The organism is Corallococcus sp. AB018, from assembly GCF_003986945.1.
In the GTDB taxonomy this organism is placed as follows: domain Bacteria; phylum Myxococcota; class Myxococcia; order Myxococcales; family Myxococcaceae; genus Corallococcus; species Corallococcus exiguus.
Genome location: NZ_RAWR01000016.1, coordinates 21,994 through 45,588, shown reverse-complemented (window position 1 = coordinate 45,588; position 23,595 = coordinate 21,994). Strand labels below are relative to the sequence as shown.

Genomic DNA, 23,595 nt, shown 5'->3' with positions numbered 1-23,595 from the left:
ATCTCACCCGCCGGCCCGGGGGAATTGTCGGCACTCGACGATTCGGAGTTTCCACTTCCATATCCTGTAAAATGTTCCATGCAACGGGCCCGACCTGGCGCGCCTACGGCTGGCTGGCACCTCGTGACCTGCCACCTGCCGATGGTGGACCGCATCTTCCTTCAAAGGGGGAGCACGCCATGCCCATCTACGAGTTCTTCTGCCGCAAGTGCCAGGAGCCCTTCACCGCATTCATGACCATCCAGGAGCACGACGAGCGAGCACCGAAGTGCCCGCGTGGCCACGACGCGAAAGAGGTGGAGAAGCGCATCTCGTCCGCCCATGCCGTGACCACCAAGAAGTCGGCCACCTACTGAAGGACTCGGGGCACCCTGTTCTTCGTCGATGATGACTCCTGGCCAGCAAGACAAGAGGTTGGTTTCCCTCTTCCTCTGCGGCGACGTGATGACAGGCAGGGGCATTGATCAGGTGCTGCCCCACCCTGCTCCACCCGGCATCCATGAGTCCTACCTGCACGATGCCCGGGACTACGTCGCGCTCGCCGAGGAGCGCAACGGCCCCATCCGCAAGCCCGTCGGCTTCGGTGAAATCTGGGGGGACGCGCTCGCCGCGTTGGAGCACGCCGCGCCCGACGTGCGGATCATCAACCTGGAGACGAGCATCACCACGAGCGAGCAGTGGTGGCCCGACAAGGGCATCCACTACCGCATGCACCCGGAGAATGCCGAATGCCTCACGGCGGCCCGAATCAGTTGCTGCGCGATGGCGAACAACCACGTGCTGGACTGGGGCTACCCGGGGCTGGCGCAAACGCTGTCCACCCTCCGCCGTCTGGGAATCGCCACCTCGGGGATGGGTGAGAACCTGGAGGAGGCCCAGCAGCCCGCGCTCCTGGCTGTAGGGACCGGGCGGCGAGTCGTGGTGTTTTCGTGCGGAGATGTCAGCAGCGGCATTCCGCCATCGTGGGCGGCGAGGAAGAACAGACCGGGCGTGGACCTGCTGCCCGACCTGTCCCCCACCACGGCGAGGCACCTGGGCAAACGGGTGGCGGACCTCAAGCGCGAAGGCGACGTCGTCATCGCCTCCATCCACTGGGGCGAAAACTGGGGCTACACGGTGCCACGGGCGCAGCAGGACTTCGCCCATGCACTCATCGACGAGGCTGGCGTGGACGTCGTCCATGGCCACTCCTCGCACCACCCTCGCGGCATCGAGGTCCACCACGGCCGCCTCATCCTCCATGGCTGCGGCGACTTCCTGAACGACTACGAAGGCATCCTCGGCCACGAGGAATACCGACCGGACCTGGCCTTGATGTACCTGGCGTCAGTGGACCCGGCGAACGGCCGGATCGCCAGCCTGCGCATGCTCCCCATGCAGCTGCGCCAGCTCCGACCCCACCGGGCCTCGCGACGGGACGCCGAATGGTTGTGCGAAGTCCTGGGCCGCGAGGGACGCCGGCTGGCACCCCGGACGCGGGTGGAGCTGGAAGATAACGGGGCCCTCCTCCTGCAATGGGGGTGAGCTCCGGGAACAGCTGGATGACTCACGAGCCCCGGCGCCGGAGGCTTCATCACTTCGCGCAGAGGGCGAAGGTGACCGCGCTGTCGGAGAAATACTCCTCCTGGGAACCCCATGCGCCGTGGAAGGTGTGTCCCTCGACGCCCGACGTCTTGTACATGCGATAGCAGCCCGCCTCCTTCCGCGCATACGACGTGCGGGTGCTCGCGAACACCTCCAGCGTGATGCGGTCACCGCCATCCACCGCGACCACCCCGGCGGCGTGGTAGGGGGAGGTCCCCTCCGTGTCCCACTTCATGTTGACGATGACATAGGCCTGGCCCGCGAGCGGCGCCGCATTGTCATTGCTGCCCCTGCCCTTGAGCAGGGATTGGGCGACGAGAACGTTTTCCAGCTTGCTGTTCCCGAAGGCGGAGCCATTCTCCACGCTCTTGCTGCGCGTCGCTCCTTCCTTCGGGTCGAACAGCGACTGATGCATGATTTCTTCGGCGGTGTGCAGGCAGTCCTTGATGAACGTCGTGGAGACGTAGGGGACGTAGGTCTTGCTGCTGAACAAGGTGTCGTTCAATCCCTGCTTCCGGTACACGACGCTGTTCAACGGGGCGGCTGTCGCGAAAATCACCTGCCCATCCCAGCCATCCGGGATGAAGCAATTGCCGTTCTCCGACATCCATCCCTCCATCCCTTTCTTCAATTCCACCCGATTCATGTGGCGTCTCCTCGTGAAGTGGCCGCAGGGGCTGTCCGCCCGCGCCGGTAGCAAGGCCCGCTGATTATAGACAGGAATCCTCCACGCTCGGCGCTTGCTGGCTGGGATGTCGCGGACCACCCAACCCCATACAACACGTGCACATGCCGGGTCTGTCTACCTTACGGGCCCTGGCGTCGTGACGCTTGGGCATGGCGTGCCGTGCGTCCCAGACTGACTCGGCTGCGTCATGCCGGGACGCAAGCGGCGGGATCGCACCGCGCCCCCAGAGGAGAGGTCAGGCGCCGCGCGCTGGCGCGCTCCTTGCTCTTCGCGGCGGCGGTCCTTCCCCACCCCTGGAGCCCCCCATCATGAGACCCATGTATCAGTACGGTGCCGCCGACGTTCGCTACGGCCAGCGCATCCAACTGGGCACGTCCACCCCCATCAACAACTCTGGCACCTCGTCCTACTCCATCGGTTTCTGGGTTCGTCCTCGGACCCCTGCCTACGACGGATTGCTGCTGTCGATGGGGACGGACTGGTCCATCGGGCTTCACGGCATGCAGCTGACGCTCGACATGCCGGGCCTCAATGCGCCGCGGTGCGCGGAAGTCGAACTGCTGCCGGAGCAGTGGCAGTACATCCTGTACGTCTGGCAGTGGACCGGCACTGGCGCCGGCAACTACACGCTCTACGCGAACGGCACGCCCGTCATCGAGGGGAGTGCCACGGGAGTCATCATCACCGAAAGCGTCTTCACCCTGGGGGGCACCACCGACGCGCAGTTCTGCAACGTCGCGTTCTGGTCCACCGCGTTCACCGGCGAGGAGTGCCAGCCGGTGTGGGACGTGCCTCAGCCGGGCCCGTCACTCACCGCCTGCTACAGCTTCAGCGACGGGTCCACCGGGGACGTCTCCGGACACAACCGCCCGGCCGCGATCTTCCAGGGCGGCGCGCACGTGACGATGCTCGCCCCCGCCCTCCGGGTCGTCAACGCGGCGGTCCAGCCTTCACCGCGAGACAACCTCACCGTGGTGGCCAACGGCGGGCCCTTCAGCGTGCAGGCGTGGTTCAACGCGGATGCCCCCTCCGACTTCCAGCTGAGCGACCGTACGCTGTTCGCGTGCCGGGACCGCGACACCCGGGATGGCATCGCCCTGGGCCTGCGGTGGGACAATGGCGTGTTCGACGTCTGCCTCAAGTCCCTGTCGGGCTCGAGCGGTGCGAGCTGGGAGCAGGGAGCGGCGCTGCCCGCGGGTGGGTGGCACCACCTGGCGATGACCTACGACGGGAGCGCCACGGTGCGGCTCTTCCTGGATGGCAACTCCGTTTCGGCCATCGGCACCACGCTGCCTTCTGTGGCCAGCCCTGTCTGGGTGTTCGGCGCGGACCCCGATGCCAGTGTCGCGGGTGGGGCGGTCCACGACTTCCAGGGGCACCTGCAGGCGGTGGGCCTGTGGTCGCGCGAACTCCCCCAGAACGAACTCCAGCACTACATGTCGAGCGACCCCTCCGACGCGGACGGCTGCGTGGCGTACTACGCCTGGAACGCGCTCGGCCTGGCCAACCAGGTGACCGGCAATCCGCCGTCGTTGCTCAACACGGCGACGCCCTCGCTCGTCGCCACGCCGCCCTCCGACTCCACGCCGCCGCCCGGGGCGCCGTCCACGACCACGCTGGTGGCGGTGCCTCGCCCCTCCGCGGGCCTCCAGCCCTCCGTCCGGTGGGCCACGGAGGAGGTGGCCCTCCCCGCGCAGAGCCCGCTCTCGGGTGCGCAGGTGGACGCCCTCATCGCCTCCTACGAGCAGGTGCTGGCCTCCGTGCCGGGCGCGATGAAGGACCGGCTGCGCTCACTCTTCCGCAACAACCTCCACCTGGGGTTGTCACGCGGCAACGGGCCCGGGGGCTTGCCGGTGGGCACCATCGCCGGGAAGGTCGAGGGCAAGCACTACGTCTTCTATCACCACACCGCCCAGGGCCCGGTGGAGTGCGACCGGATGGAGCTGACGGTCGACACCGAGTGCATCGGCTGGGTCATCTCCGTGGCCTCGACCTGCGTGTGCCTGCTGCTGGCGGTGGTAGGGCTGGGCTACTCGGCGACACAGGTGGTCAAGGCCGCCAGGCCGCTCATCACGGAGAGCACGTCGCTGCTCCGGACGCTGGGGGCCGCGGCGCAGCAGGGTGCCATCGATGGCTCCACCGTCATCCGGATCATCAAGGCGCTCTACCTCGGAGGGACCCTCGGCAAGATCTTCGGGGCGGCGCTGACGGGCAGCTGGTTCACCATCGCCCTCAACTGCGCGTCGCTCATCCTGATGGTCGTCGGCCTGTTCACGACCGGTGGCGCGTACCTGGCCGTCGTGCTGGCGCAGCTCGTGCTCAACATCGCCGTGCTGATCGCCGTCATCGCCCAGAAGCCATCCAACTGCTGCTGAGCGCTCGTCACGCTCCGGCCCCCGCCAGGATGGCTGGCGGGGCGAGGATCGCCCTCGTGCTGCCGGAGTGAAGGAGCCCGGTGCGGGCGGTGACGGACGCCACCGCCCGCTTCGGTCCTTCAGGGACTACTGGACGGTGTACGCCACCGTGCCGCTGCAGCTCCCGCTGGAGTAGCAGCCGGCGCGGATCTGGTAGGTGCCCGCCGTCGTGGCCTTGAAGCTGGCGTAGGACAGCGTGCCGCAGGCGTCGTCGTTCGAGACCACCAGGGAGGTTCCGTTGTACAGGCGCAGGTACGTGTCACCCGTGCCGGTGGCGCCCGGCACCGTGCAGGTGCCGAACTTGAGGGTCTGCCCGGCGGCCAGGGTGACGTTGTGGTTGACGGTGTTCTGGTTGGCGCTGTTGGTGTTGGTGGCGGTGAAGGTGAACGTCACCGGCGTCGGGGGCGGCGGGTAGCCCGCGCACAGGCGCGTGCTGGTCGCCACGCCGCAGTACTCGTCGATGGCCGGCCGGACGTAGGTGATGTCCTCGCCGCGGCAGCCCGTCTCCGTGCAGGTGTTGACGACGCTGCAGCTCCCGTTGGCCTTGTAGTCGGTCTCGCCGCGCACCAGGATGCCGGCCACCGTGTAGCCGTTGTTCTCGTACACGCCCGAGCCCGAGTTGCCGCCGAACGTGTCCGTGGTGCCCACGAAGTAGTCCAGCGTGCCCGCGCGCGCGTCACGCACCGAGCCGCCCGAGTCGATCTTGAAGGGGATGCCGCTGCCCGAGCCGATGACCGTCACGTTGGTGCCCACGGGCAGCGCGGCGTTGCCCGCGCGAATGGGGGCGGGCGTGAAGCGCGGGGTGGCCGACCGGTCCAGCCGGACGATGGCGAAGTCCAGGTTGCGACCGCCCACCGTGGCCTGCTGGCGCGCGACAATCGCCTGACAGGAGAAGATGTCCGCGGTCGTCACCGTCTGCATGGCGCCGGCGGCGGTGCGGTAGAAGTTGAAGACGAAGCGCGTGCTGCTACAGGCCGACGCGCTGGTGATGCAGTGGCCCGCCGTGAGCACCAGGTCATCGTCGATGAGCGTGCCGGAGCAGAAGGCCGGGGTCAGGTCGTCCAGGAAGCGCTCGGAGGTGCAGAGGTTGTACGCGGAGCGCAGCGTGGACCCGTTGAAGGTGACGTTGTTGGGGTTGGTCGCGTTGAAGTCCGAAGGGTTCATCAGCGCGACGGTGGACTGCTGAGCGCGGGCGCGCAGCGTGGCGTTCGCGTGCGCGTACACGTCCGTGCGGTTGTCGGTCCCGTAGACGACGGGCTGCTTCTCCGTGCCCACGGGAGCGCTGTCGGTGGGCTCGGCCTCGGGGGCCGGACCACAGGCCACGAGGGAAAGGGTACACAGCAGCGTTCCAAGCAGCGTCCTACGGCCGGAAGTCCGGGGGATTCGCATGTGCTGAACACTCCTTGAGGGTGAGGACCGCCCGCCTGGGGGCGAGCAGCGGACCGCATGCTCGCGCCAAACACGCACTCTCCGCAACGCGTCCCTAACGAGGAATAACTGGGGTCCCGGAAGTCCCAGTAGGAAGGAGAGTGAATAATTCCTGCGGGGATGAACATCGTTCCCGCGCCGGAGAACAGCGCGCCGCGCTCGTGTGTCATCTGGGCCCGCATCACCGGTGCAGGATGTGTTCGCCCCGGCATCAAGACTTGTCCGACATCATGCTCAGGCAATTCGAGGCTTAGGCCACAACTTCGTTGCCAGCATCGCCAGCATCTCGCCCCGTTTCCGGATGCCGTCTTCGTCCCATTCAGCCTCAGTCTGAAAGTACGTATTCATTCGGAGGGCGGAATTCGCGGTGATGTGCTTCTGCTTGTCGACATAGGGACCGTTGCTCACAGACGCGTTCAGTTCCTGCGTCAGAAGCGTCAGGTTTCCCAGCGTGTGAACGAGCACGTCACGTTTCTGCTCCGCCTCCTCATGTCCGCCCGCTTTCGCCACCGCGGCCTTGGACAGCGGCCAATTCGCCTCCCACTGCTGCGGCATCACATGTTCAATGCTCAGGTCACCATCGACGGTCACTTTCTCGGTCTTGGCGGTCCTGAGTGCCTCATCAAGCGCGCGGAGAAGCATCTCGAGCCGCGAAGCGCGGAACTCCATGTAGAGCGGCCGGTCTTGGAGCGCGCGCTGGAACTCCGCGTCGTCCGGCCAATCCACCGACGTGCCCTCTCCCGCCAGCAAGAGACTCTGAAAAGCAGCACGATCAACGCTGACCAACGCCTTGACCTCTCGCGTGAGCTGGAGAAAGTAACGATTGTATGCCTTTGTGGTGCGACCACAGACCAGCCTGCGGATCAGAAAGGACTCGATGTCCGTCGCAATTCCCGCGAACTCGACCTCGGGAAGCTCCTGTCGCATGAGCAACGCCAGCATCAAGGGGTAGACGGTGCTGGTGTCCATGTCCCGGAGCCTCACCGCAAGGGCGCCGAGCCGTGTGGAAGGGTCCGGACGAAGGAGGCGCCGGAACGCATTCGCGCAGCGGGTAACGTCCACGAGTTCTGCTTCCACTGATGGAAACGGGTTCTTCTCTCGTATCCACCGCTGATAGTCGTGGAAGAGCCGCGTAACGTTCGGCTCCTGCTCGGTCTTGAACGCCAAAAAGTGCTGAAGGAAGAGGTCGATGCGAGGACGAAGTGAGCGCCCCTGCCGCTCCTGCACTTGCCAGAAGCGTTTGCTCTTCGCGTCCTGCAGGTCGTCCGCCTCCTCATCGAACGGCGCCCAGTACTGCTTGTGGAGGCCTGAAACATCCTCCTTGTTCCGCGCGGCTCGTAGGAAGACGTAGTTACGGAGCAGATCCGAAGCGAGCAGGGGCTCACCCCGAGCATTGAGGGTCTCGAAAATGACCTGTGGATCATCATTGCCCGAGAGCTCGATGGTGACGAGCTGAAGCCGGCGCCGGAGAGCCTCGAAAACGGCGTGCAGTGCTGTCGTGCGGTCCTCTTCGGCGTCATCGAGGTAGGACCTCAATGCGCGGGTGAAGAACAAGTACGCCTCCACGAGGCGCTCGCGCGGCTGCAGCACCTTGCGCTTGTACACGGCAGGATACTGCGCTTCGACGGCCGACTGGCTTCCGAGGCTGACTACCGCCGTGAACGCGGGCTGGTCCTTGATCGTCGGCCAGAGCTTGAAGCGCTCGACATCCGGATGCTCCATCATGCCCTTGTTGGCGGTGTAGGGGCTCAACTCGCTGGCAACATCCGCGGCGCCTTCCACCTGTGCCACGTCCCGGATGGCGGCCAGCAGAACTTGGAAGGTGGTCAGGCGTTGCTGCCCGTCGATGACTTCGTGCGCGGGAACCTGATTGCCGAAAGTGCGCACCTGATTGATGACCACCGCCCCTATGAAGTGTGGCGGCTCCTCATGCGCGCCGCCGGCAGCAAGAGAAGCCTGCCGCACGATGTCCTCCCAAAGCGGCGCCCATTGCCGCTCTTCGGTCCAGACGTAGGGGCGCTGAAACAGGGGGATGAGGTAACGGCGCTTACCGTCGAACAAGTCGAGCAACGAGCGGAGTCTGGCTTCCATTGTGTCCTCCGGATGGATGCGGCATCCCAGGTCTCCCCAAGATTTGCGTCGTCGTGAACCAACCCGCCCCGCCTGGGTGACGTGGCCCCCCGAGCCCCTCGAGCAACAACAACCTCTGGCTCTCGGTCACACTCGCCGACGAGATTCCGCCGTTCAAGGTGACTCCCCATGAGAGGTAGGAGGCGCTGTGGGCGGAGAGGTTCGCGCCATGGGAGCGCGGCGACTCGGCATTCGCCGCCTGCGCGCTCGCGGAAAAAACAAAGGCCCTGGAGTCACCGGCTTGCACCGGAAACTCCAGGGCCTCTATTTGGTCGGGGCGACAGGATTTGAACCTGCGACCACTTGCACCCCAAGCAAGTGCGCTACCAGGCTGCGCTACGCCCCGAAAACGGCCGTCGTGAAACGGTGCGCCCTTATGCCCCTGCCCTCGTTTCAGGTCAAGCAGGAGGTGAAGGGCGCCGGTGAAAAAAACCTACTCGTCGCCCTCTTCCATTCCCTCGTCGAAGTCCTCGCCCCGGGCTTCCGCCGCGTCCGCCGCCGCCTCTTCCTGCGCGTCGATCTCCGCGTGGTTCTCCGGGGGTGCCTCGCCGTTCAGGGCACTCTTCAACACCTGGCTCGGCCGGAAGGTCAGCACCCGGCGGGCGCTGATCTCGATCTCCTTGCCCGTCTGCGGGTTGCGCCCCACGCGCGCCTTCTTCTGGCGCACCTGGAAGTTTCCGAACCCGGAGATCTTGATCTTGTCCCCGCGCTCCAACGTCTCCTTCACGGTGTCGAAGACGAGCTCGACGATCTCCGCCGACTCCTTCTTGGAGAAGCCGACCTTCTCGTAGACCCCCTCGATGATGTCCGCTTTCGTCATGCGAGTCCTCTGGCACCCGTGATTGGCCGGTGAACGCGGGGCATGGTGTCAGCCTTCCCCGAACCGTGTCAACGTCCTGACTTCATTCAGGAATTCAGGCGCGCAGTGCCGCCCCCAGCCGCTGGTTCACCTCCGTGATGATGCGCTGGTGGGCCGCCGTGACCTCCGCGTCGGTCAGCGTCCGCTCGGGCGAGCGGTACCTCAAGGCGTACGCCAGGTTCTTCTTCCCCTCGGGGATGGGCTTGCCCGTGTAGACGTCGAACACGAGCGCGTCCTCCACCAGCGGCGCCCCCACCTCCAGGATCACCCGGCGCACCTCCTCGTTGCGCAGCTCCAGCGGCACCACCACCGCCAGGTCGCGCAGCACCGCCGGGTACTTCGGCAACGCCGCCGCCTGCGGCACCAGCCGCGCCGCCGCGTACAGCGGATCCGTGTCCAGCTCGAACACGAACACGCCCTCCGGCAGCCCCAGCCCCTTCGTCACGCGCGGGTGCACCTCGCCCACCAGGCCCAGCACCGTCCCGTCGCTCAACGACACCTGCGCGCAGCTCCGCGGGTGGTACGCAGGCGCCTCCGCAGGAGTGAAGGCCGCGCCCTCCACGTGCAGCGCGTGCAGCAGCGCCTCCACCGCCCCCTTCGCGTCGTAGAAGTCCACGCGCGAGTCCTTCGCCGTCCAGCTCCGGCCACCACTGCGCAGGCCCCACACCAGGCCCGCCACGCGAGGCACCTCGCGAGCCGCCGGGCGCATGCCCTGCCCGCCCTGCGCGTCCCGGAAGTACGCCCGGCCCGTCTCGTAGAGGCCCACCGACTCCACCTGGTGGCGCACGCTGCGTGACAGGTTCTCCAGCAGGCCCGGCAGCAGGCTCGTGCGCATCACCGACTGCTCGACGCTCAGCGGGTTCATCAGCGCGATGGGCGCTTCCTTCCCGCCCAGCACCTCCAGCGACTTCGGCGCCACGAACGAGTAGTTCACCACCTCGGACAGCCCCACGCCGCCCAGCGCGTGGCGCAGCCGGCGCTCGGCCTCCATGGACAGCGGCTCCGGCGCCAGCGTCTCCAGCCCTCGCGGCAGCCGCGCCGGGATGTTGTCGTAGCCGTACACGCGGGCGACCTCCTCCATCAGGTCCTCCTCGCGCTCCACGTCCACGCGCGCCCGGGGCACCTCGTACGTCGTCTGCCCCTGCGACTCCTCCACGGACTTGAAGCCCAGCGCCGTCAGGATGCGCCGGACCTCCTCCTCCGGAACCGCCACGCCCAGCACCTTCTCCACCCGCGCGTAGCGCAGCGTCGCCCGGCGTGGCGCCAGGGGCTCGGGCTGCACGTCCACCCTCCCCGGCACCACCGTGCCACCGGACAGCTCCGCGATGAGCTGCGCGGCCCGGTCCAACGCCGGCAGCACCGCGTCCAGGTCCGCCCCGCGCTCGAAGCGGTGCGACGCTTCCGTGTGCAGCGCGTAGCGCTTCGCAGACCGGCGCACGCCGGAGCCGTGGAAGTGCGCGGACTCGATGACGATGCGCTTCGTGCCCTGCGTCACCTCGCTGTCGCCGCCGCCCATCACGCCCGCCAGCGCCTGCGCGCGGTCGCGGTCCGCGATGACCAGGTCGTCCGCGTCCAGCGTGCGCTCCTTGTCATCCAGCGTGCGCAGCTTCTCGCCCGCCTTCGCGGTGCGGACGATGATCTCCTGGCCCGCCACCTTCTCCAGGTCGAACGCGTGCAGCGGCTGGCCGTACTCGAGGAGCACGAAGTTGGTGACGTCCACCACGTTGTTGATGGCGCGCACGCCGCACGCCTTCAGCCGGTCCTGCATCCACTGCGGCGACGGCTGGATGGTGACGCCCTCCACCACCCGCGCCGCGTAGCGCGAGCAGCGCTCCTTCGCGTCGATGCGCACCTTCACCAACTCCGCCACGGGCTTGCCGGACTCGGCGGGCTTCGGCTGCGGCAGCTTCAACGCTGCGCCCGTCACCACGCCCACCTCGCGCGCGATGCCCAGGTGGCTGAGCGCGTCCGGCCGGTTCGGGGTGACGTTCACCTCCAGCACGGAGTCATCCAGCCCCAGGGCCTCCGCGATGGGGATGCCCAGCTTCGTGTCCGCGGGGAGGATGAGGAGCCCGGACGAATCCTCCGTGATGCCCAGCTCCTTCGAGGAGCAGAGCATGCCGAAGCTGTCCACGCCCCGGAGCGCGGCCTGCTTGATCTCCATGCCGTTGGGCAGCTTCGCGCCCACCGTGGCCAGCGGCACCTTGTCGCCGACCTTGAAGTTCTTCGCGCCGCACACCACCTGGAACAGCGCGGAGCCGCCGATGTCCACCTGCGTGACGGACAGCTTGTCCGCGTTGGGGTGCTGCACCGACTCGCGGATCTGCGCCACCACCACGCCGCGCAGGCCCTCGCCGGGGCGCTCCACGCCCTCAATTTCCAGGCCCGCCGCGGTCAGCTTGCGCGCCAGCTCGTCCACGGACGGCGGCAGCGCGACGTAATCACCCAGCCACTTCACTGAAATCTTCACAGGGTTGTCCTCTTTCCTTGTGGGCCGGAATCAGAACTGCGCGAGGAAGCGCGCGTCGTTTTCGAACATCATCCGCAGGTCATCGATGCCGTAGCGCAGCATGGCCAGTCGCTCCACGCCCATGCCGAACGCGTAACCCGTCACCTCCTTCGGGTCGTAACCCGCGGCGGTGAAGACGTTCGGGTGCACCATGCCGCTGCCCAGCACCTCCAGCCAGCCGGTCTGCTTGCACACGCGGCAGCCCTTGCCTCCACACGACGCACAGGTGACGTCCACCTCCGCGGAGGGCTCCGTGAAGGGGAAGAACGACGGGCGGAAGCGCGTGCGCGTCTCCGAGCCGAAGAACGCCTTCACGAACGCGTCCAGCGTGCCCTTCAGCTCCGCGAAGCTCACGTCCTTGTCCACGAGCAGGCCTTCCACCTGGTGGAACATGGGCGTGTGCGTGATGTCCGAATCCCGCCGGTACACCCGGCCCGGCATCACCGCGCGGATGGGCGGCTTGCGCGCCAGCATGTGCCTCACCTGCACCGGCGACGTGTGCGTGCGCAGAAGCGACGGGCTGTCCGCCTTCTTCGCGTGGCCCAGGCTGGGCTCGTCCACGTAGAACGTGTCCTGCATGTCCCGCGCGGGGTGATCCTTGGGCAGGTTCAGCGCCTCGAAGTTGAAGTAGTCGAGCTCGATCTCCGGGCCCACGGCCACCTCGAACCCGAGCCGCGCGAACGTCCGGACGATGTCCTCCATCGTGCGCGACACCGGATGCCGCCCGCCGGGCAGCACCGCGCGCCCGGGCAGCGTCACGTCCAGCTTGGGGCCCTTCAGCTGGGCCTCCAGCGCGGCGTCTTCCGCGCGCTTCGTGGCGTCCGCCAGCAGCTGCTCCAGCTCCGCCTTGACGGTGTTGGCGATCTCACCCAACGCGCGCCGCTCGTCCGGGGGCAGCTTGCCCATGCCGCCCAGTACCGCGGACAGCTCGCCCTTCTTGCCCAGGTAGCGGATGCGCAACGCCTCCACCTGCGAGGGCTCCGACACGCCGGAGATCTCCTGGCGCGCCGCGTCCGCCAACGCCTGCAACCGGTCTCGCATGGTCCTCTTCCCGCCTTCCATTCACGCCCCGGTCGCCTCTGGCGCCGGGCAAAAAAAAGGGCCGCCCCCTGGTGGAGGCAGCCCGTTTCAGCTTCGGAAGCCGGCGTCACCGCCGGCCGTGTCTCAGGCTGCCTTCGCGATGTTGGCGATGGCGGCAAAGCCCGCGGGGTCCGCGATGGCCAGATCCGACAGGACCTTGCGGTCCAGGGAGATCTTCGCCTTCGCCAAGCCGGCGATCAGCTTCGAGTAGGACAGGCCCACGGTGCGGGCGGCCGCGTTGATGCGGACGATCCACAGCGAGCGGAAGTTGCGCTTGCGCACCGCGCGGTCGCGGGTGGCGTAGTCCAGGGCGCGCTCGACGGCCTGGTTCGCACGGCGGTAGCAGTTCTTGCGACGGCCGCGGAAGCCCTTCGCAAGCTTGAGAATGCGATTACGACGACGACGAGCCTTGAAACCCTTTTTGACGCGCATGACACACTCCTGACTTCTGGAAGGGAGCCCCGGGGCGCTGGCATCACGCCGCTCCGCCTGGACTCACGGTTGGTTCAAACCCGAGGACGACTCAGGCGCCGTAGGGGAACAGCTCCTTGATGACCTTCTTGGCGTCCATGTCGCGCAGGTGGCCCGTGCCACGGTTGCCGCGCTTCTGCTTGGCCGTCTTGGAGAAGGTGAACAGGTGCTTGCTGAACGCCTTGCCGAACTTCACCTGGCCGCTCTTCTTCACGTGGAAGCGCTTCTTCGCGGCGCTGCGGGTCTTCAACTTGGGCATGATCCCAAACCTTCCTTCTGCTTCCTGTCGGCCGGCAATCTTCGTGACTGACGGCGGTCCGGGACACACGGTTCCCGGACGCTTTGGGCGAAAGCCTCTATCACTCTTTTGATGCGATGGGGGTAGCGTTTCCTACAGCCAACGCAGAAACCCCTGCCACCACCCCGGACGGGGAGTCAAGTCCCCTGCACTGCCGTTCAGGGCAGCGTGGCTTCCTTGATGAGGAGCGCCTCGAAGTCGGCGTACTTCATCGTCTTCAGGTCCTCGCCGCCGTAGCGACGGGGGGCCACGGCGCCAGCCTCCACCTCGTTGTCGCCCACCACCAGGGTGAAGGGGATCTTCTGCAGCTGGGCTTCGCGGATCTTCGCGTTGAGCGTGATGCCACGCTCGTCCAGCTCCACGCGGAAGCCCTTGGCGCGCAGGTCGTCGCGCACCTTGCGGGCGTAGTCCATCTGACGGTCCGCCACGGTGACGAGGATGGCCTGCACCGGGGCCAGCCACGCCGGGAAGGCGCCGGCGAAGTGCTCGATGAGGATGGCGGTGAAGCGCTCGAAGGAGCCGAAGATGGCGCGGTGGAGGACCACCGGGCGGTGCGGGGCGTTGTCCTCGCCCACGTAGGTGAGGTCGAAGCGCTCCGGGGCCAGGTAGTCCAGCTGCATGGTGCCCAGCTGCCACTTGCGGCCAATGCTGTCGGACACGGCGAAGTCGATCTTCGGGCCGTAGAAGGCGCCGTCACCGGGGGCCAGCTCGTACTCCAGGCCCAGCGACTCCAGCGCCGCCTTGAGGCCGCCTTCCGCGCGATCCCAGAGGGATTCGTCACCCAGGCGCTGCTCGGGGCGCGTGGACAGCTTCACCGCGTAGGTGAGACCCACCGCCTTGTAGACGCGGTCCAACAGCTTCACGAAGCGCCGCACCTCGTCGGTGATCTGGCTCTCCATGCAGTAGATGTGCGCGTCGTCCTGCGCGAACTGGCGCACGCGGGTGAGGCCGCCCAGGGAGCCCGCGGCCTCGTTGCGGTGGAGCACGTCCTGGGTGTGCAGGCGCAGGGGCAGGTCGCGGTAGCTGTGCTTCTTGAAGCCGTAGAACAAGTGGTGCGACGGGCAGTTCATCGGCTTGAGGGAGAAGTCGTGCTCGCCGGACTCGCTGTCGAGCACCAGGAACATGTTCTCCTTGTACTTGCCCCAGTGGCCGCTCGTCTCCCAGAGGCCCTTGTTGAACATCAGGGGCGTCTTGATCTCCAAGTAGCCGTCACCGGCCGTGAGCGAGCGCATCCAGTCCGACAGCGTCTGGTAGAGCGCGGTGCCCTTGGGCGTCCAGAAGGCCGCGCCCGGCGAGTACGGGTGGAAGTGGAAGAGATCCAACTCCTTGCCCAGCTTGCGGTGGTCGCGCTTGCGCGCCTCTTCAATGCGCGTGACGTAGGCCTCGAGCGCCTTCTTGTCGAAGAAGGCGGTGCCGTACACGCGCTGGAGCATGGGGTTGCGGTGGTCGCCGCGCCAGTACGCGCCGCTGGAGGAGAGGATCTTGATGACGCCGATCTTCCCCGTGCTGGGCGCGTGAGGCCCCAGGCAGAAGTCCACCCAGTCGCCGTGGGTGTAGAGCGTGAGCGTCTTGGCGCCCTTGGCGGCGATGTCCTTGACGATCTCCACCTTGAACTTCTCGCCCTTCTCCTCGAAGAGCTTGATGGCGTCCTCCATGGAGATTTCAGTGCGGACGAAGGGCGCGTCCTGCTTGAGCTCCGCGTTGGCGGCCGCTTCAATCTTCTCCAGCTCCTCCGGCGTGAAGGGCTTCTCGCGGAAGAAGTCGTAGTAGAAGCCCTCCTCCGTCGACGGACCGATGGTCACCTGCGTGCCGGGGAACAGCTTCTGCACGGCGCTGGCCACCACGTGCGCGGCGTCGTGACGGATGAGGTCCAGGCCTTCCGGGCTCTTGGACGTGAAGATCTGCAGCTTCGCGTCCTCGTCGAGCGTCCGGGCCAGGTCCATGTCCTGACCGTTGACCCGGGCGAACAGGGCCGCCTTCGCGAGCCCCACGCCGATGCTGCCCTTCACGAAGTCCGCGATGGTCGTGCCCCGGGCGGTCTGCTTCTGGCTGCCGTCGGGGAGCGTCACCGTGATGGATTCGGACATGGCGGATAAACCTCTGCGCTGGAAAAAAGTACGGGCGGCAGGCTTTTGAGAAAGCCGGCCGCCCGCGAGATGGAACGCTTACTGATGATGGGTCGTAGTGGGATCGAACCACTGACCCCTACCGTGTCAAGGTAGTGCTCTACCGCTGAGCTAACGACCCGTCGTGCGGATGGGCGCGGGGAATAACAGCGGGCTCCCACACCTGTCAAGGAACATGAGCGCAGGCCCTGATCTTCCCCGCGTTCACGTCTCCAACAACGCGCGGACGCGTTTCATCACCGCGTCGAACATGGCGGGGGTGAGCCTCCCCGTCTGCGTGTTCTGCTGGCTGACGTGGTAGCTGCCCACGAGCCACCGGCCGTCCGGCAGCCGGTACTCGGCGCCATGGCCGAAGGCGGGACGGGGCGTGGGGAGCGGACTGCCCGTGCGAGCAGCCGACGCCAGCGCGGCGTTCCACCCGATGGCCCCCAGGGCGAGCAGCACCCGTCCAGGCAACAGCGCCATCTCCCGGTCCAGGAACGGCGCGCAGCGGGCCAGCTCCTCCGGCAGCGGCTTGTTGTCCGGAGGGGCGCACCGGCCGGCGGCGACGATGAAGGCGTCCGTCAGCTTCAGGCCGTCGTCCCGGTGCTCGCTGTGGCCCTGGTTCGCGAAGCCCGCGCGCTGCAGGCCCGCGTAGAGGAAGTCGCCGGAGCGGTCGCCCGTGAACATCCGCCCCGTGCGGTTGGCCCCGTGCGCGGCGGGCGCCAGACCCACGATGATCAGCCGGGCCTTCGGGTCGCCAAAGCCGGGGACGGGCTTCCCCCAGTAGTCCCAGTCGCGGTAGGCGCGCCGCTTCACCCGGGCCACCTCCTCGCGCCACTCCACCAGCCGGGGGCAGGCCCGGCACGCGATGATCTCCTGGTGCAGCTTCTCCAGCTTCGTCACGGCTCCTGCACGCTCCCCTTGTAGAGCTGCGTGCGACGGTAGCGTTGGAGGACGACGCTCAGGACGACCTTGAGGATGGCGCTCGCCGGGACGGCCAGGAGGATGCCCACGAAGCCGAACAGCTCACCGAAGGCGAGCACGGCGATGATGACGGCCACGGGGGCCAGGCCCACCTTCTCCCCCACCACGCGCGGGGTGATGACGAAGCCCTCGGCCAGCTGCCCGATGATGAAGGTCGCCGCCACCACCGCCAGCTGCCACGGCCCCTGCCAGGACAGCAGGACGCCCAGTACGGCCAGCACCACGCCGATGCCCGTGCCCAGGTAGGGCACCATGTTGCCGAAGCCGGCGATGAGGCCAATGGCGATGGCCAGGTCGATGCGCGCCATGGACAGCCCCACCGCGTAGAGCACCGACAGGATGGCGCCCACGGTGAGCTGGCCCTGCACGAAGGCGGACAGCACCTCGTCCACCTCGCGGAAGCGCTGGGTCGCCAGCGCCACGGAGCGGCGCGGCAACAGGTCCTGGATGCGACCCATGAGGCGCGGGTAATCCTGGAGGAAGAAGAACGCCAGCACCGGCACCACCGACAGGCCCAGCAGCGTGGCCGCGAAGCGCGCGGTGTTGCCGGCGAAGCTCGCCACCAGCCGCGCCGCCGTGGGGCCCGCGCTCTGGAGCAGCTCGGAGGCCTTCTCCCCCAGCTCCGCGGTGCGCTGGCTCACCAGGTCCGGCAGCGACACGCCCAGGAGCGACTCCACCTGAGGCACCACCTGGGTGCTGGCGCGCTGGAAGAAGCCGGGCAGCTTCGCCGCCTCGTCGCGGAACACCGGCACCAGGTACAGGCCCGCGCCCACCATCAGGAGCGTGCCCGCGAAGAAGAGGATGGACGTGCCCCAGGTGCGGTCCACGCCGCGCTTCTCCAGGAGCGTCACCAGCGGGTTGAACGCGTACGCGCCCGTCAGCGCCAGCAGCACCGGCACCGCCACCCCGCCGAACACGGACAGGAGCGCGAACACCAGCGCCAGCGAGCCCACCATCACGCCGGACCAGATGAAGTCGACCCGGCGGGCCTCCGCCTCATCCAGCGCCGAGGGGTCGCCGGGCGGGGGCACGGGCTCCGGGTGCACGACATGCAGCACCGGGGACACCTCCGGGGTCGCGATGGGCTGGGGGGCCCCCTTCACCGCGCGCTCACTGCCTCTCTTGCGACGTCCGATGACCGCCTCCTGTCCCCGCCCATCCTACGGCGTCTTGGGCCCTTGATTGCGGTCCTTGAGCGCACCCGGGGCGTCGCCTGCCACCTCGCGGTGCAGGGCGCCGGCCCTGGCACGGCCTCCTCAGGGCGAAACGCCGCCGCTTTCGGGCGCCAGGGGCCGGAGCTTCACCTTCAACGTCACCCGCGCCCCACTGGGCTGGTAGTAGGTCGTGTAGGGATAGAACCCGCGCTTCTTCACGTCCACCTGGTGGAAGCCCGAGTCCCCCAACCGCAGGCTCCGGGACACCCCGGCGAAGTCGCTGCACGTCCCCTGCTCCACGCCGTCCATCAGGACCTGCGCGTCCGAGGGCTCGCACCGGAGCACCAGGTCTCCGCGCTTGGCGGCGTTGGACGCCATCAACTGCTCCGCGCGGGCCACCGTCGCGGGCTGCTCCTGCTTCGCCGCGCAGCCGCCCATCAGCATCGCGATCACGGCCGTCATCCGGAAGGAGTTCACGGACATCACTGCGTGACGATGACGACCCGGCCCTCGGCCAGGAAGTGGGTGTTCGCATCGGTGAGCGCGCGGATGCCTTCGGCGCTCAGGACCAGATCAGAGCCCTGGAGCTGCGCGGCCTTCACCACCAGGGGCTTGTCGCCCACGCGCGAGGCCTTCCGGGCCGCGTCCAGGTTGTTGAACCAGGCCGCGACACCCGCCGTGCCGCGCGCCTCTTCCGTGAGCACCGTCGCGCCGTAGAGCGCCTTGCCCGTCGCGTCCACCAACCGGGGCGCGAGCACCGGCTTCGCGCCCAGCCCTCGCGCGTCCACCACGAGCCCCGTGTACTTCGCCGCGCCGTCGGCGTTGAGCACGATGGCCGGATCCCGCGCGGGCGTCAGCGCCGCGCTGAGCACCGCGAGCGGCACCTCCACGTCCATCTCCACGCCACTGTCGGAGAAGTAGCGCGTGGCCACGACCTTGTAGCCGCGGATGGCACCCTCGACGCGGCCCTTCACTTCGTCGCGCGCCAGCTCGTCGCCCACGGTGCGGCCCGCGCTCACCTGGATGCTCCGGGCCTGCTCCAGCAGGTTGCGGAACGCGTCCTGCTTCGCGGCGCGCTCGGCCCCCAGGCGCGCCTGCCCCGGGTTGGCGGCCTTGAGGTCCGGGGCTCCGGCGCCCGTGGCGCGCAGGACCTGGCCCTCCCAGTTGATGCCCGGAGTGCCCACGCCGCGCGCGGGCTCAGCGGCGGGTGCGGCGACCTTCGCGTCCTTGCCCTGGCCCAGCGCCGTCAGCGGCACGACCAGCAACAATCCCCACAGCGAACGCCTCACGGAGCACTCCTCCCGTTGTCGCCGCCGCGAAAAGTCGGCGAGCGCACAGGGAACCTCTCCGGTCATTCAAGGGGGGCGCTTCGCGCGAAGTCAAGGCGACCCGGAGACAGTCGGATCCGCCTGATGAACCTGGCGCGGGGTACCGCGAACCGCCGGTGGCACCGCGCAATCGCGGTGACGCACGCGGAGGGTAACGCCTTGTGTCAGTTGCCTTCGGTGTGACGGTCGACGTAGGCGTCGATCATCTTGCGGTGCCGCTCGGTGAGCAGCGTGAAGCGCACGCCGGACTGCTCCTTGCGGCCCAGTTCCTTCCACTCGCGTACGACTTCACCCTCGGCGTAGATGATCTCCTCGGAGCCGGGGAGCTGGAACTGGAGGCCCACGCGGCGCGCGTCGTGCTGGGGCTCGATGAGGCGCGAGAGGCTGACGCCTTCCTGGCTGATGTCCGCGGCCCGGGTCATGTACGGCACGCCGCCCATGTACTTGTTGAGGTAGATGTCCAGGGGCGCCCGATTGGCCTTCCGCTTCTCGCTCATTGGCTCATGACCTCCAGCTGGTGCAACAGGCTGCTGCGGGGGTGCAGCGACCTGAAGGCACAGTACGGTCAGACGTCATGCGCGCAAGAAAACGGCGGCCTTCCCGGGCGCCAGGCAGGCCTGCGTGCACCGTGGTTTTCCGCTCGCTGGATTCTTCGCGTTGGCCTGTGCGCACGGATGCCCCGCGGCGCATCCGCGGCCCTATAGTCGCCCCCATTCTCGTGAAAGGCGGAAGCATGCGCATGCAGTGGAAGGCAGCCCTGGTCCTGATGCTCGGTGCTCCGGGCCTCGCCCTGGCCCAGGCCCCGACGAAGAGCTCCAAGCCGGCCGCCGCGCCCGAGGCCGCCGCGAAGGCCGCCCCTGCCCAGGCGCCCCTGGAGCTCAAGACGGATGATCAGAAGACCATCTATTCGCTCGGCCTCTCGCTGGGCCAGAGCGTGACGGCGCTCGCCCTCACCCCAGAGGAGCTGGAGCTGCTCCAGCGCGGCATCCAGGACGCGGTCGCCGGCACTCCGCCCGCGGTGGATCCGAAGGAGTACGCGCCGAAGCTCCAGACGCTCGCCAAGGCGCGCATGGCCCAGGTCAACGTCGCCACGTTGGATCGCGCGTCCAAGGAGCCCGGCGCCAACCGGCTGCCCTCTGGCGTCATCTACCGCGAGCTCAAGGCCGGCACCGGCAAGTCGCCCCGCGCCACCGACACCGTGAAGGTGCACTACCAGGGCACGCTGGTGGACGGCTCGGAGTTCGACAGCTCCTTCAAGCGCGGCCTGCCGGTGGAGTTCCCTCTCAACGGCGTCATCCCCTGCTGGACCCAGGGCGTGCAGAAGATGAAGGTCGGCGGCAAGGCGAAGCTCACCTGCCCCGGGAGCACCGCGTACGGAGAGCGCCCGCCCACGGGCTCGCGCATCCCGCCCAACGCCGTGCTCACCTTCGAGGTCGAGCTGATTGAAATCCCAGGCAACACCGCCGCCACGCCGTAGTGTCCTTGCGACGGGGACCCGCACGCGGCGGGTCCCCGCGAAGGCGTCACTGCGTGGGCACTTTCACGGACCGGCCGCCGAAGGGCGGGTTGGCCATGATGGCCTGGGCCAGGCGGTCCGCGAAGGCGCGTCCCTCCCGCTGGAAGGACTCCGTCTCCTCCGCGTTCAGGTGCACGCGCACCTCGAACTGCATGATGCCGCCCACCACGACCTCGATGGACAGCGCCCCATCCCGCCCGCGCAGCACGCGGTACAGGAGGGGGCTCTGGAGGAGCACCTCCTCGTCGCTCACGGAATCTCCGCCACCTGCGTGTCGGCCACCGGCGCGTTGATGACCATCACCTCCGGCGCGCCGCCGGACGTGTAGCCGCCGAACTTGAAGCAGTCGGTGTCCTCCGGCGTCTGGCACTTCCACACGCCCGGATCCGCGTCCACCGGCAGGCGCGTGCAGACCTTCTGCGCGCCCAGGTCCAGCGTCATCATCCGCAGGGGGCCTTCGAAGTTCTTCGCCGGCAGGCCCAGCGCCTGGCCCAGCACCGCCGGGTCATGCTTGCCGTCCGCCGTCTTCGCCTTCTCCACCGCGCCGTGGATGGACGCCGACGGCGCCGCGAACAGGTAGCAGCCCACGTCGTTGCAGCGGCCGAAGTTCTTCGCGCCCGTCTGCACCACGAACTTCTGGTACGCGCTGTCGGTCATCAGCCACGACACCTTGCGGTCCGGGAAGTTCTTGTCCAGGTGCTGATCAATCCCGTAGGGGCTGGCCAGCGTGTCCGCCTCCTTCGAGATGGCCTTCTGCGCGTCGTCACAGAAGTCCACCAGCGACGCGGTCGCGGGGGTCGGCTCGTTCGTGTCCGGCGTCTTCGTGCCGCCCTTCGTCGTTACACAGCCCACCATCGCCGACAGGGAGCCCAGCACCAGCGCACGAGAGATGAAATTCAAGGTCAATCCTCCAGAAGAGATAAATGGGGAATGGCCGAACTATCACAGTGCGGCTTCAGTGGCGCGCAACAAAGCGTCCGCGCTGACGGGGGCGCCGGTGGCGTGGCGCATCCATTCGTCCGGGGTGACGGAGCCTAAGGTGGCCATGCGCTCGAACTCCGCGCCCAGCGGGCCGTGCTGCTTCAGGTGCTCTTCAATCTGGAACGCGATGAGGTGCCCGAGCGGGTAGTCCGGCAGGTACAGCGGGTAGCTGATCATGTGGCTGTAGATGCCCAGCACCGGGCTGTCCTTCCGTCCCAGCACGGGCGCGTAGTAGCGGTTCCACACGTCGCGCGACAGGCCGGCCACCGCGTCGCGCAGCTGGGCGGGCGTGGCGTCCGGGTGTTCGTACATCCAGTGCCACGTGGCCATGTCCACCAGCGCCACGCCGGCGATCTCCCACGCCTGCCAGAAGTCGTTGAGCACCCGCTCGCGCTCGCTGGCCGCGTCCGGCTGGCCCAGGCCCAGCAGCTCCAGGTCACGCGCCTGGAAGACGAAGGCCAGCGCCTCCGTGAAGGCGTTGTTGGGGACGCCGGACAGGAGCGTGTGGTCCACCTGGTACAGGCTGAAGACCTGCTCCACGTTGTGCCCCAGCTCGTGCACCGCGATGTTGTAGCCCTTGTAGTCCATGCCCCCCTTCTCCACGCGCGTGCGCAGTCGGGGGAAGTCGCCCCGGCGCAGCGCCTGCTGGGCATGGCCCGCGCCTCGGGAGGCGTCCACGCGGATGTATGACGCGAGCACGTCCGCCTTCTCCCGCGTGAAGCCCAGCCCCTGGAGGATGCGCGGGATGTCGCGCGCGAAGGCGTCCGCCGTGGGGTAGCGCTTGCGCGTCAGCGCGTCCAGCTGCGCCTCCGGCACCTTCGAGCCCGGACGGAAGCCCGGGTACCACAGGTCCTGCGGCTCCAGCGGGCGGCCCAGGCGCGTCTCAATCAGCTTCGCCACGCGCGGCACCAGCGGTGACTCCAGCAGCTGGGTGAGCAGCGCGCGCACGCGCTCCTCCGGCAGGCCCCGGTCCAGTTCAAAGGCGCGAGCGATGCGCGTGGGGGCCACCGGCGAGTACGGATCCACCTTCCGCGATGCATTGAACGTGGCGAGCAGCCGCGCGTAGCGCGTGTCCGGTTCCGGCGCGGCGTCCGCCTTCACGGCGCGCTGGGGCGCGTTCTCCTCCACCGACTCCGGCGGAGCCGCCGAGACCTTGTTGGTGAACGGATCCCAGTCCACGCGCGGGTTGTCGATGACGGCGGCGGGGATGGTCTGCGTGACGATGCGCTCCATCACCTGGACGATCATCCGCTGCTTCGCCAGGCCCTTTGGGTCCGTGTAGTCCGCCTTCAGCTCGTCGCGCAGGTTCCAGTGGCTGATGAGACGAAGCCCCTGGGGGAAGAGGCGCTGGCCCTTCGCGTCCACCAGGTGGTGCATCCAGACGTTGTACTCGGCGATGTAGAGGTTCGCGTCCGCGATGGCCTGCGACACCTTCTGCTCCACCGCCGCGGGGACGCGCCGGTTGAAACGCGACGCGAGCTTCGCCTCCGCCCACTGGCGCCGCGTCCAGGACGGGCCCTCCTTCACGCGCTCGGTCAGCGTGGTGAGCGGGAAGTTGAGCAGCACGACGAAGCCCGGCTTCGCCTGGAACAGGTCCGACGTGACGTTGGAGGAAGGGTCATACGCCGCGAGCAGCGGCTCCACCGGCAACAGCGGCCCCAGGTCCAGGTCCGTGAACCACTGGAGCTCGCGGCCCAGCTCGTTCATGTGGCCGTCGAACTGTTCGAACAGTCCTTCGAAGCGCGTGAACGTCGCGTCCAGCTGGGGGCCCGTGGGCAGGAACTGCTCGCGTACGAAGGCCGCCAGGTCCCCGTCCTCCGGGCGCCACAGCGCGGCCACCTGATCCACGCCCCGCTCGATGCGGGCGCGCTGCGCCTCGCCGTGCTGCTTCACCAGCTCCTGCTTGAGCGCGGCCAGCGACGCCTTCGACACGGGCGCCGACGCGGTGGTGGTGGCCGGCGGCGCGGGGGCCGTGGAGGTGGAGGACGTGGCGCACCCGAGGGCGGCGACGAGGGGGAGGATGCGCAGGCGGAACGTGGGGGCGGACATGCGGGCTCCGGAAA

The 23,595-nt window shown here is 68.1% G+C and carries 21 protein-coding genes and 2 tRNA genes; 4 read left to right on the top strand and 19 right to left on the bottom strand.

Annotated elements, in window-relative coordinates:
- The first annotated feature begins 179 nt into the window (after positions 1 to 179).
- Both D7Y11_RS05895 and D7Y11_RS05890 read left to right on the top strand, forming a co-directional pair.
- Positions 180 to 356: an FmdB family zinc ribbon protein gene (locus tag D7Y11_RS05895; RefSeq protein ID WP_120575395.1), complete on the top strand. Its 177-nt coding sequence runs from the start codon at positions 180 to 182 to the stop codon at positions 354 to 356.
- A 58-nt stretch (positions 357 to 414) separates the two neighbouring features.
- A complete protein-coding gene (locus tag D7Y11_RS05890; RefSeq protein WP_233607208.1) occupies positions 415 to 1,524 on the top strand; it encodes a CapA family protein in 1,110 nt (369 codons plus the stop codon).
- A 49-nt stretch (positions 1,525 to 1,573) separates the two neighbouring features.
- On the opposite strand, the gene D7Y11_RS05885 is transcribed toward D7Y11_RS05890, so the two are convergent.
- Positions 1,574 to 2,230 (bottom strand): hypothetical protein, encoded by a 657-nt coding sequence (locus D7Y11_RS05885; protein ID WP_126933211.1) that lies wholly within the window; start codon positions 2,228 to 2,230, stop codon positions 1,574 to 1,576.
- Between the two features lie 350 nt (positions 2,231 to 2,580).
- Between D7Y11_RS05885 and D7Y11_RS05880 the strand changes: the two genes are divergently transcribed.
- Positions 2,581 to 4,647, top strand: coding sequence for a LamG domain-containing protein (locus tag D7Y11_RS05880; protein WP_233607207.1), 2,067 nt, complete (start codon positions 2,581 to 2,583; stop codon positions 4,645 to 4,647).
- Positions 4,648 to 4,773: 126 nt separating this feature from the next.
- On the opposite strand, the gene D7Y11_RS05875 is transcribed toward D7Y11_RS05880, so the two are convergent.
- From D7Y11_RS05875 to D7Y11_RS05805, 15 genes are all read right to left on the bottom strand, one after another.
- Positions 4,774 to 6,075, bottom strand: coding sequence for a serine protease (locus D7Y11_RS05875; RefSeq protein WP_121752877.1), 1,302 nt, complete (start codon positions 6,073 to 6,075; stop codon positions 4,774 to 4,776).
- Positions 6,076 to 6,348: 273 nt separating this feature from the next.
- A complete protein-coding gene (locus D7Y11_RS05870; protein WP_126933210.1) occupies positions 6,349 to 8,205 on the bottom strand; it encodes a DUF262 domain-containing protein in 1,857 nt (618 codons plus the stop codon).
- Positions 8,206 to 8,513: 308 nt separating this feature from the next.
- Positions 8,514 to 8,590: transfer RNA gene (locus tag D7Y11_RS05865), tRNA-Pro, on the bottom strand.
- 87 nt (positions 8,591 to 8,677) lie between these two features.
- Complete coding sequence (locus D7Y11_RS05860; RefSeq protein ID WP_014397244.1) at positions 8,678 to 9,064, bottom strand: integration host factor subunit alpha; 387 nt, start codon at positions 9,062 to 9,064, stop codon at positions 8,678 to 8,680.
- Between the two features lie 94 nt (positions 9,065 to 9,158).
- Entirely contained in the window at positions 9,159 to 11,573 is a 2,415-nt protein-coding gene (gene pheT, locus D7Y11_RS05855) for a phenylalanine--tRNA ligase subunit beta (protein WP_126933209.1), read from the bottom strand.
- A 30-nt stretch (positions 11,574 to 11,603) separates the two neighbouring features.
- Entirely contained in the window at positions 11,604 to 12,653 is a 1,050-nt protein-coding gene (gene pheS / locus D7Y11_RS05850) for a phenylalanine--tRNA ligase subunit alpha (RefSeq protein WP_120575401.1), read from the bottom strand.
- Positions 12,654 to 12,776: 123 nt separating this feature from the next.
- Complete coding sequence (rplT, locus tag D7Y11_RS05845) at positions 12,777 to 13,124, bottom strand: 50S ribosomal protein L20 (RefSeq protein WP_014397247.1); 348 nt, start codon at positions 13,122 to 13,124, stop codon at positions 12,777 to 12,779.
- 91 nt (positions 13,125 to 13,215) lie between these two features.
- Positions 13,216 to 13,422, bottom strand: coding sequence for a 50S ribosomal protein L35 (rpmI, locus tag D7Y11_RS05840; protein ID WP_120566087.1), 207 nt, complete (start codon positions 13,420 to 13,422; stop codon positions 13,216 to 13,218).
- Between the two features lie 197 nt (positions 13,423 to 13,619).
- Positions 13,620 to 15,548: a threonine--tRNA ligase gene (gene thrS, locus D7Y11_RS05835; protein WP_121778708.1), complete on the bottom strand. Its 1,929-nt coding sequence runs from the start codon at positions 15,546 to 15,548 to the stop codon at positions 13,620 to 13,622.
- 88 nt (positions 15,549 to 15,636) lie between these two features.
- A tRNA-Val gene (locus tag D7Y11_RS05830) sits at positions 15,637 to 15,708 on the bottom strand.
- An 83-nt stretch (positions 15,709 to 15,791) separates the two neighbouring features.
- The gene (locus tag D7Y11_RS05825; protein ID WP_120575403.1) at positions 15,792 to 16,472 is read right to left on the bottom strand and encodes a uracil-DNA glycosylase; all 681 of its coding nucleotides are present in this window, start codon (positions 16,470 to 16,472) and stop codon (positions 15,792 to 15,794) included.
- Positions 16,469 to 17,599 carry an AI-2E family transporter gene (locus D7Y11_RS05820; protein ID WP_233607209.1) on the bottom strand — a complete coding sequence of 377 codons (1,131 nt, stop codon included), beginning with the start codon at positions 17,597 to 17,599 and terminating at the stop codon, positions 16,469 to 16,471. The genes D7Y11_RS05825 and D7Y11_RS05820 overlap by 4 nt, the downstream gene beginning before the upstream one ends.
- Positions 17,600 to 17,809: 210 nt before the next feature.
- On the bottom strand, positions 17,810 to 18,169 hold the full coding sequence (locus D7Y11_RS05815; protein ID WP_233604943.1) for a hypothetical protein: 360 nt from the start codon (positions 18,167 to 18,169) through the stop codon (positions 17,810 to 17,812).
- A gap of 20 nt (positions 18,170 to 18,189) precedes the next feature.
- Positions 18,190 to 18,996, bottom strand: coding sequence for an LPP20 family lipoprotein (locus D7Y11_RS05810; protein ID WP_126933208.1), 807 nt, complete (start codon positions 18,994 to 18,996; stop codon positions 18,190 to 18,192).
- A 203-nt stretch (positions 18,997 to 19,199) separates the two neighbouring features.
- Positions 19,200 to 19,532 carry a PilZ domain-containing protein gene (locus D7Y11_RS05805; protein WP_120566093.1) on the bottom strand — a complete coding sequence of 111 codons (333 nt, stop codon included), beginning with the start codon at positions 19,530 to 19,532 and terminating at the stop codon, positions 19,200 to 19,202.
- Between the two features lie 236 nt (positions 19,533 to 19,768).
- On the opposite strand from D7Y11_RS05805, the gene D7Y11_RS05800 reads away from it, so the two are divergent.
- Entirely contained in the window at positions 19,769 to 20,512 is a 744-nt protein-coding gene (locus tag D7Y11_RS05800; protein ID WP_120596301.1) for an FKBP-type peptidyl-prolyl cis-trans isomerase, read from the top strand.
- Between the two features lie 46 nt (positions 20,513 to 20,558).
- On the opposite strand, the gene D7Y11_RS05795 is transcribed toward D7Y11_RS05800, so the two are convergent.
- From D7Y11_RS05795 to D7Y11_RS05785, 3 genes are read right to left on the bottom strand one after another with little or no spacing between them, the layout of a single operon-like run.
- Positions 20,559 to 20,804, bottom strand: coding sequence for a hypothetical protein (locus tag D7Y11_RS05795; protein ID WP_126933207.1), 246 nt, complete (start codon positions 20,802 to 20,804; stop codon positions 20,559 to 20,561).
- Positions 20,801 to 21,451, bottom strand: coding sequence for a hypothetical protein (locus D7Y11_RS05790; protein WP_121752865.1), 651 nt, complete (start codon positions 21,449 to 21,451; stop codon positions 20,801 to 20,803). Before D7Y11_RS05790 ends, D7Y11_RS05795 begins: the two co-directional genes overlap by 4 nt.
- Positions 21,452 to 21,493: 42 nt before the next feature.
- Positions 21,494 to 23,581: a hypothetical protein gene (locus D7Y11_RS05785; RefSeq protein ID WP_126933206.1), complete on the bottom strand. Its 2,088-nt coding sequence runs from the start codon at positions 23,579 to 23,581 to the stop codon at positions 21,494 to 21,496.
- Positions 23,582 to 23,595: the final 14 nt, after the last annotated feature.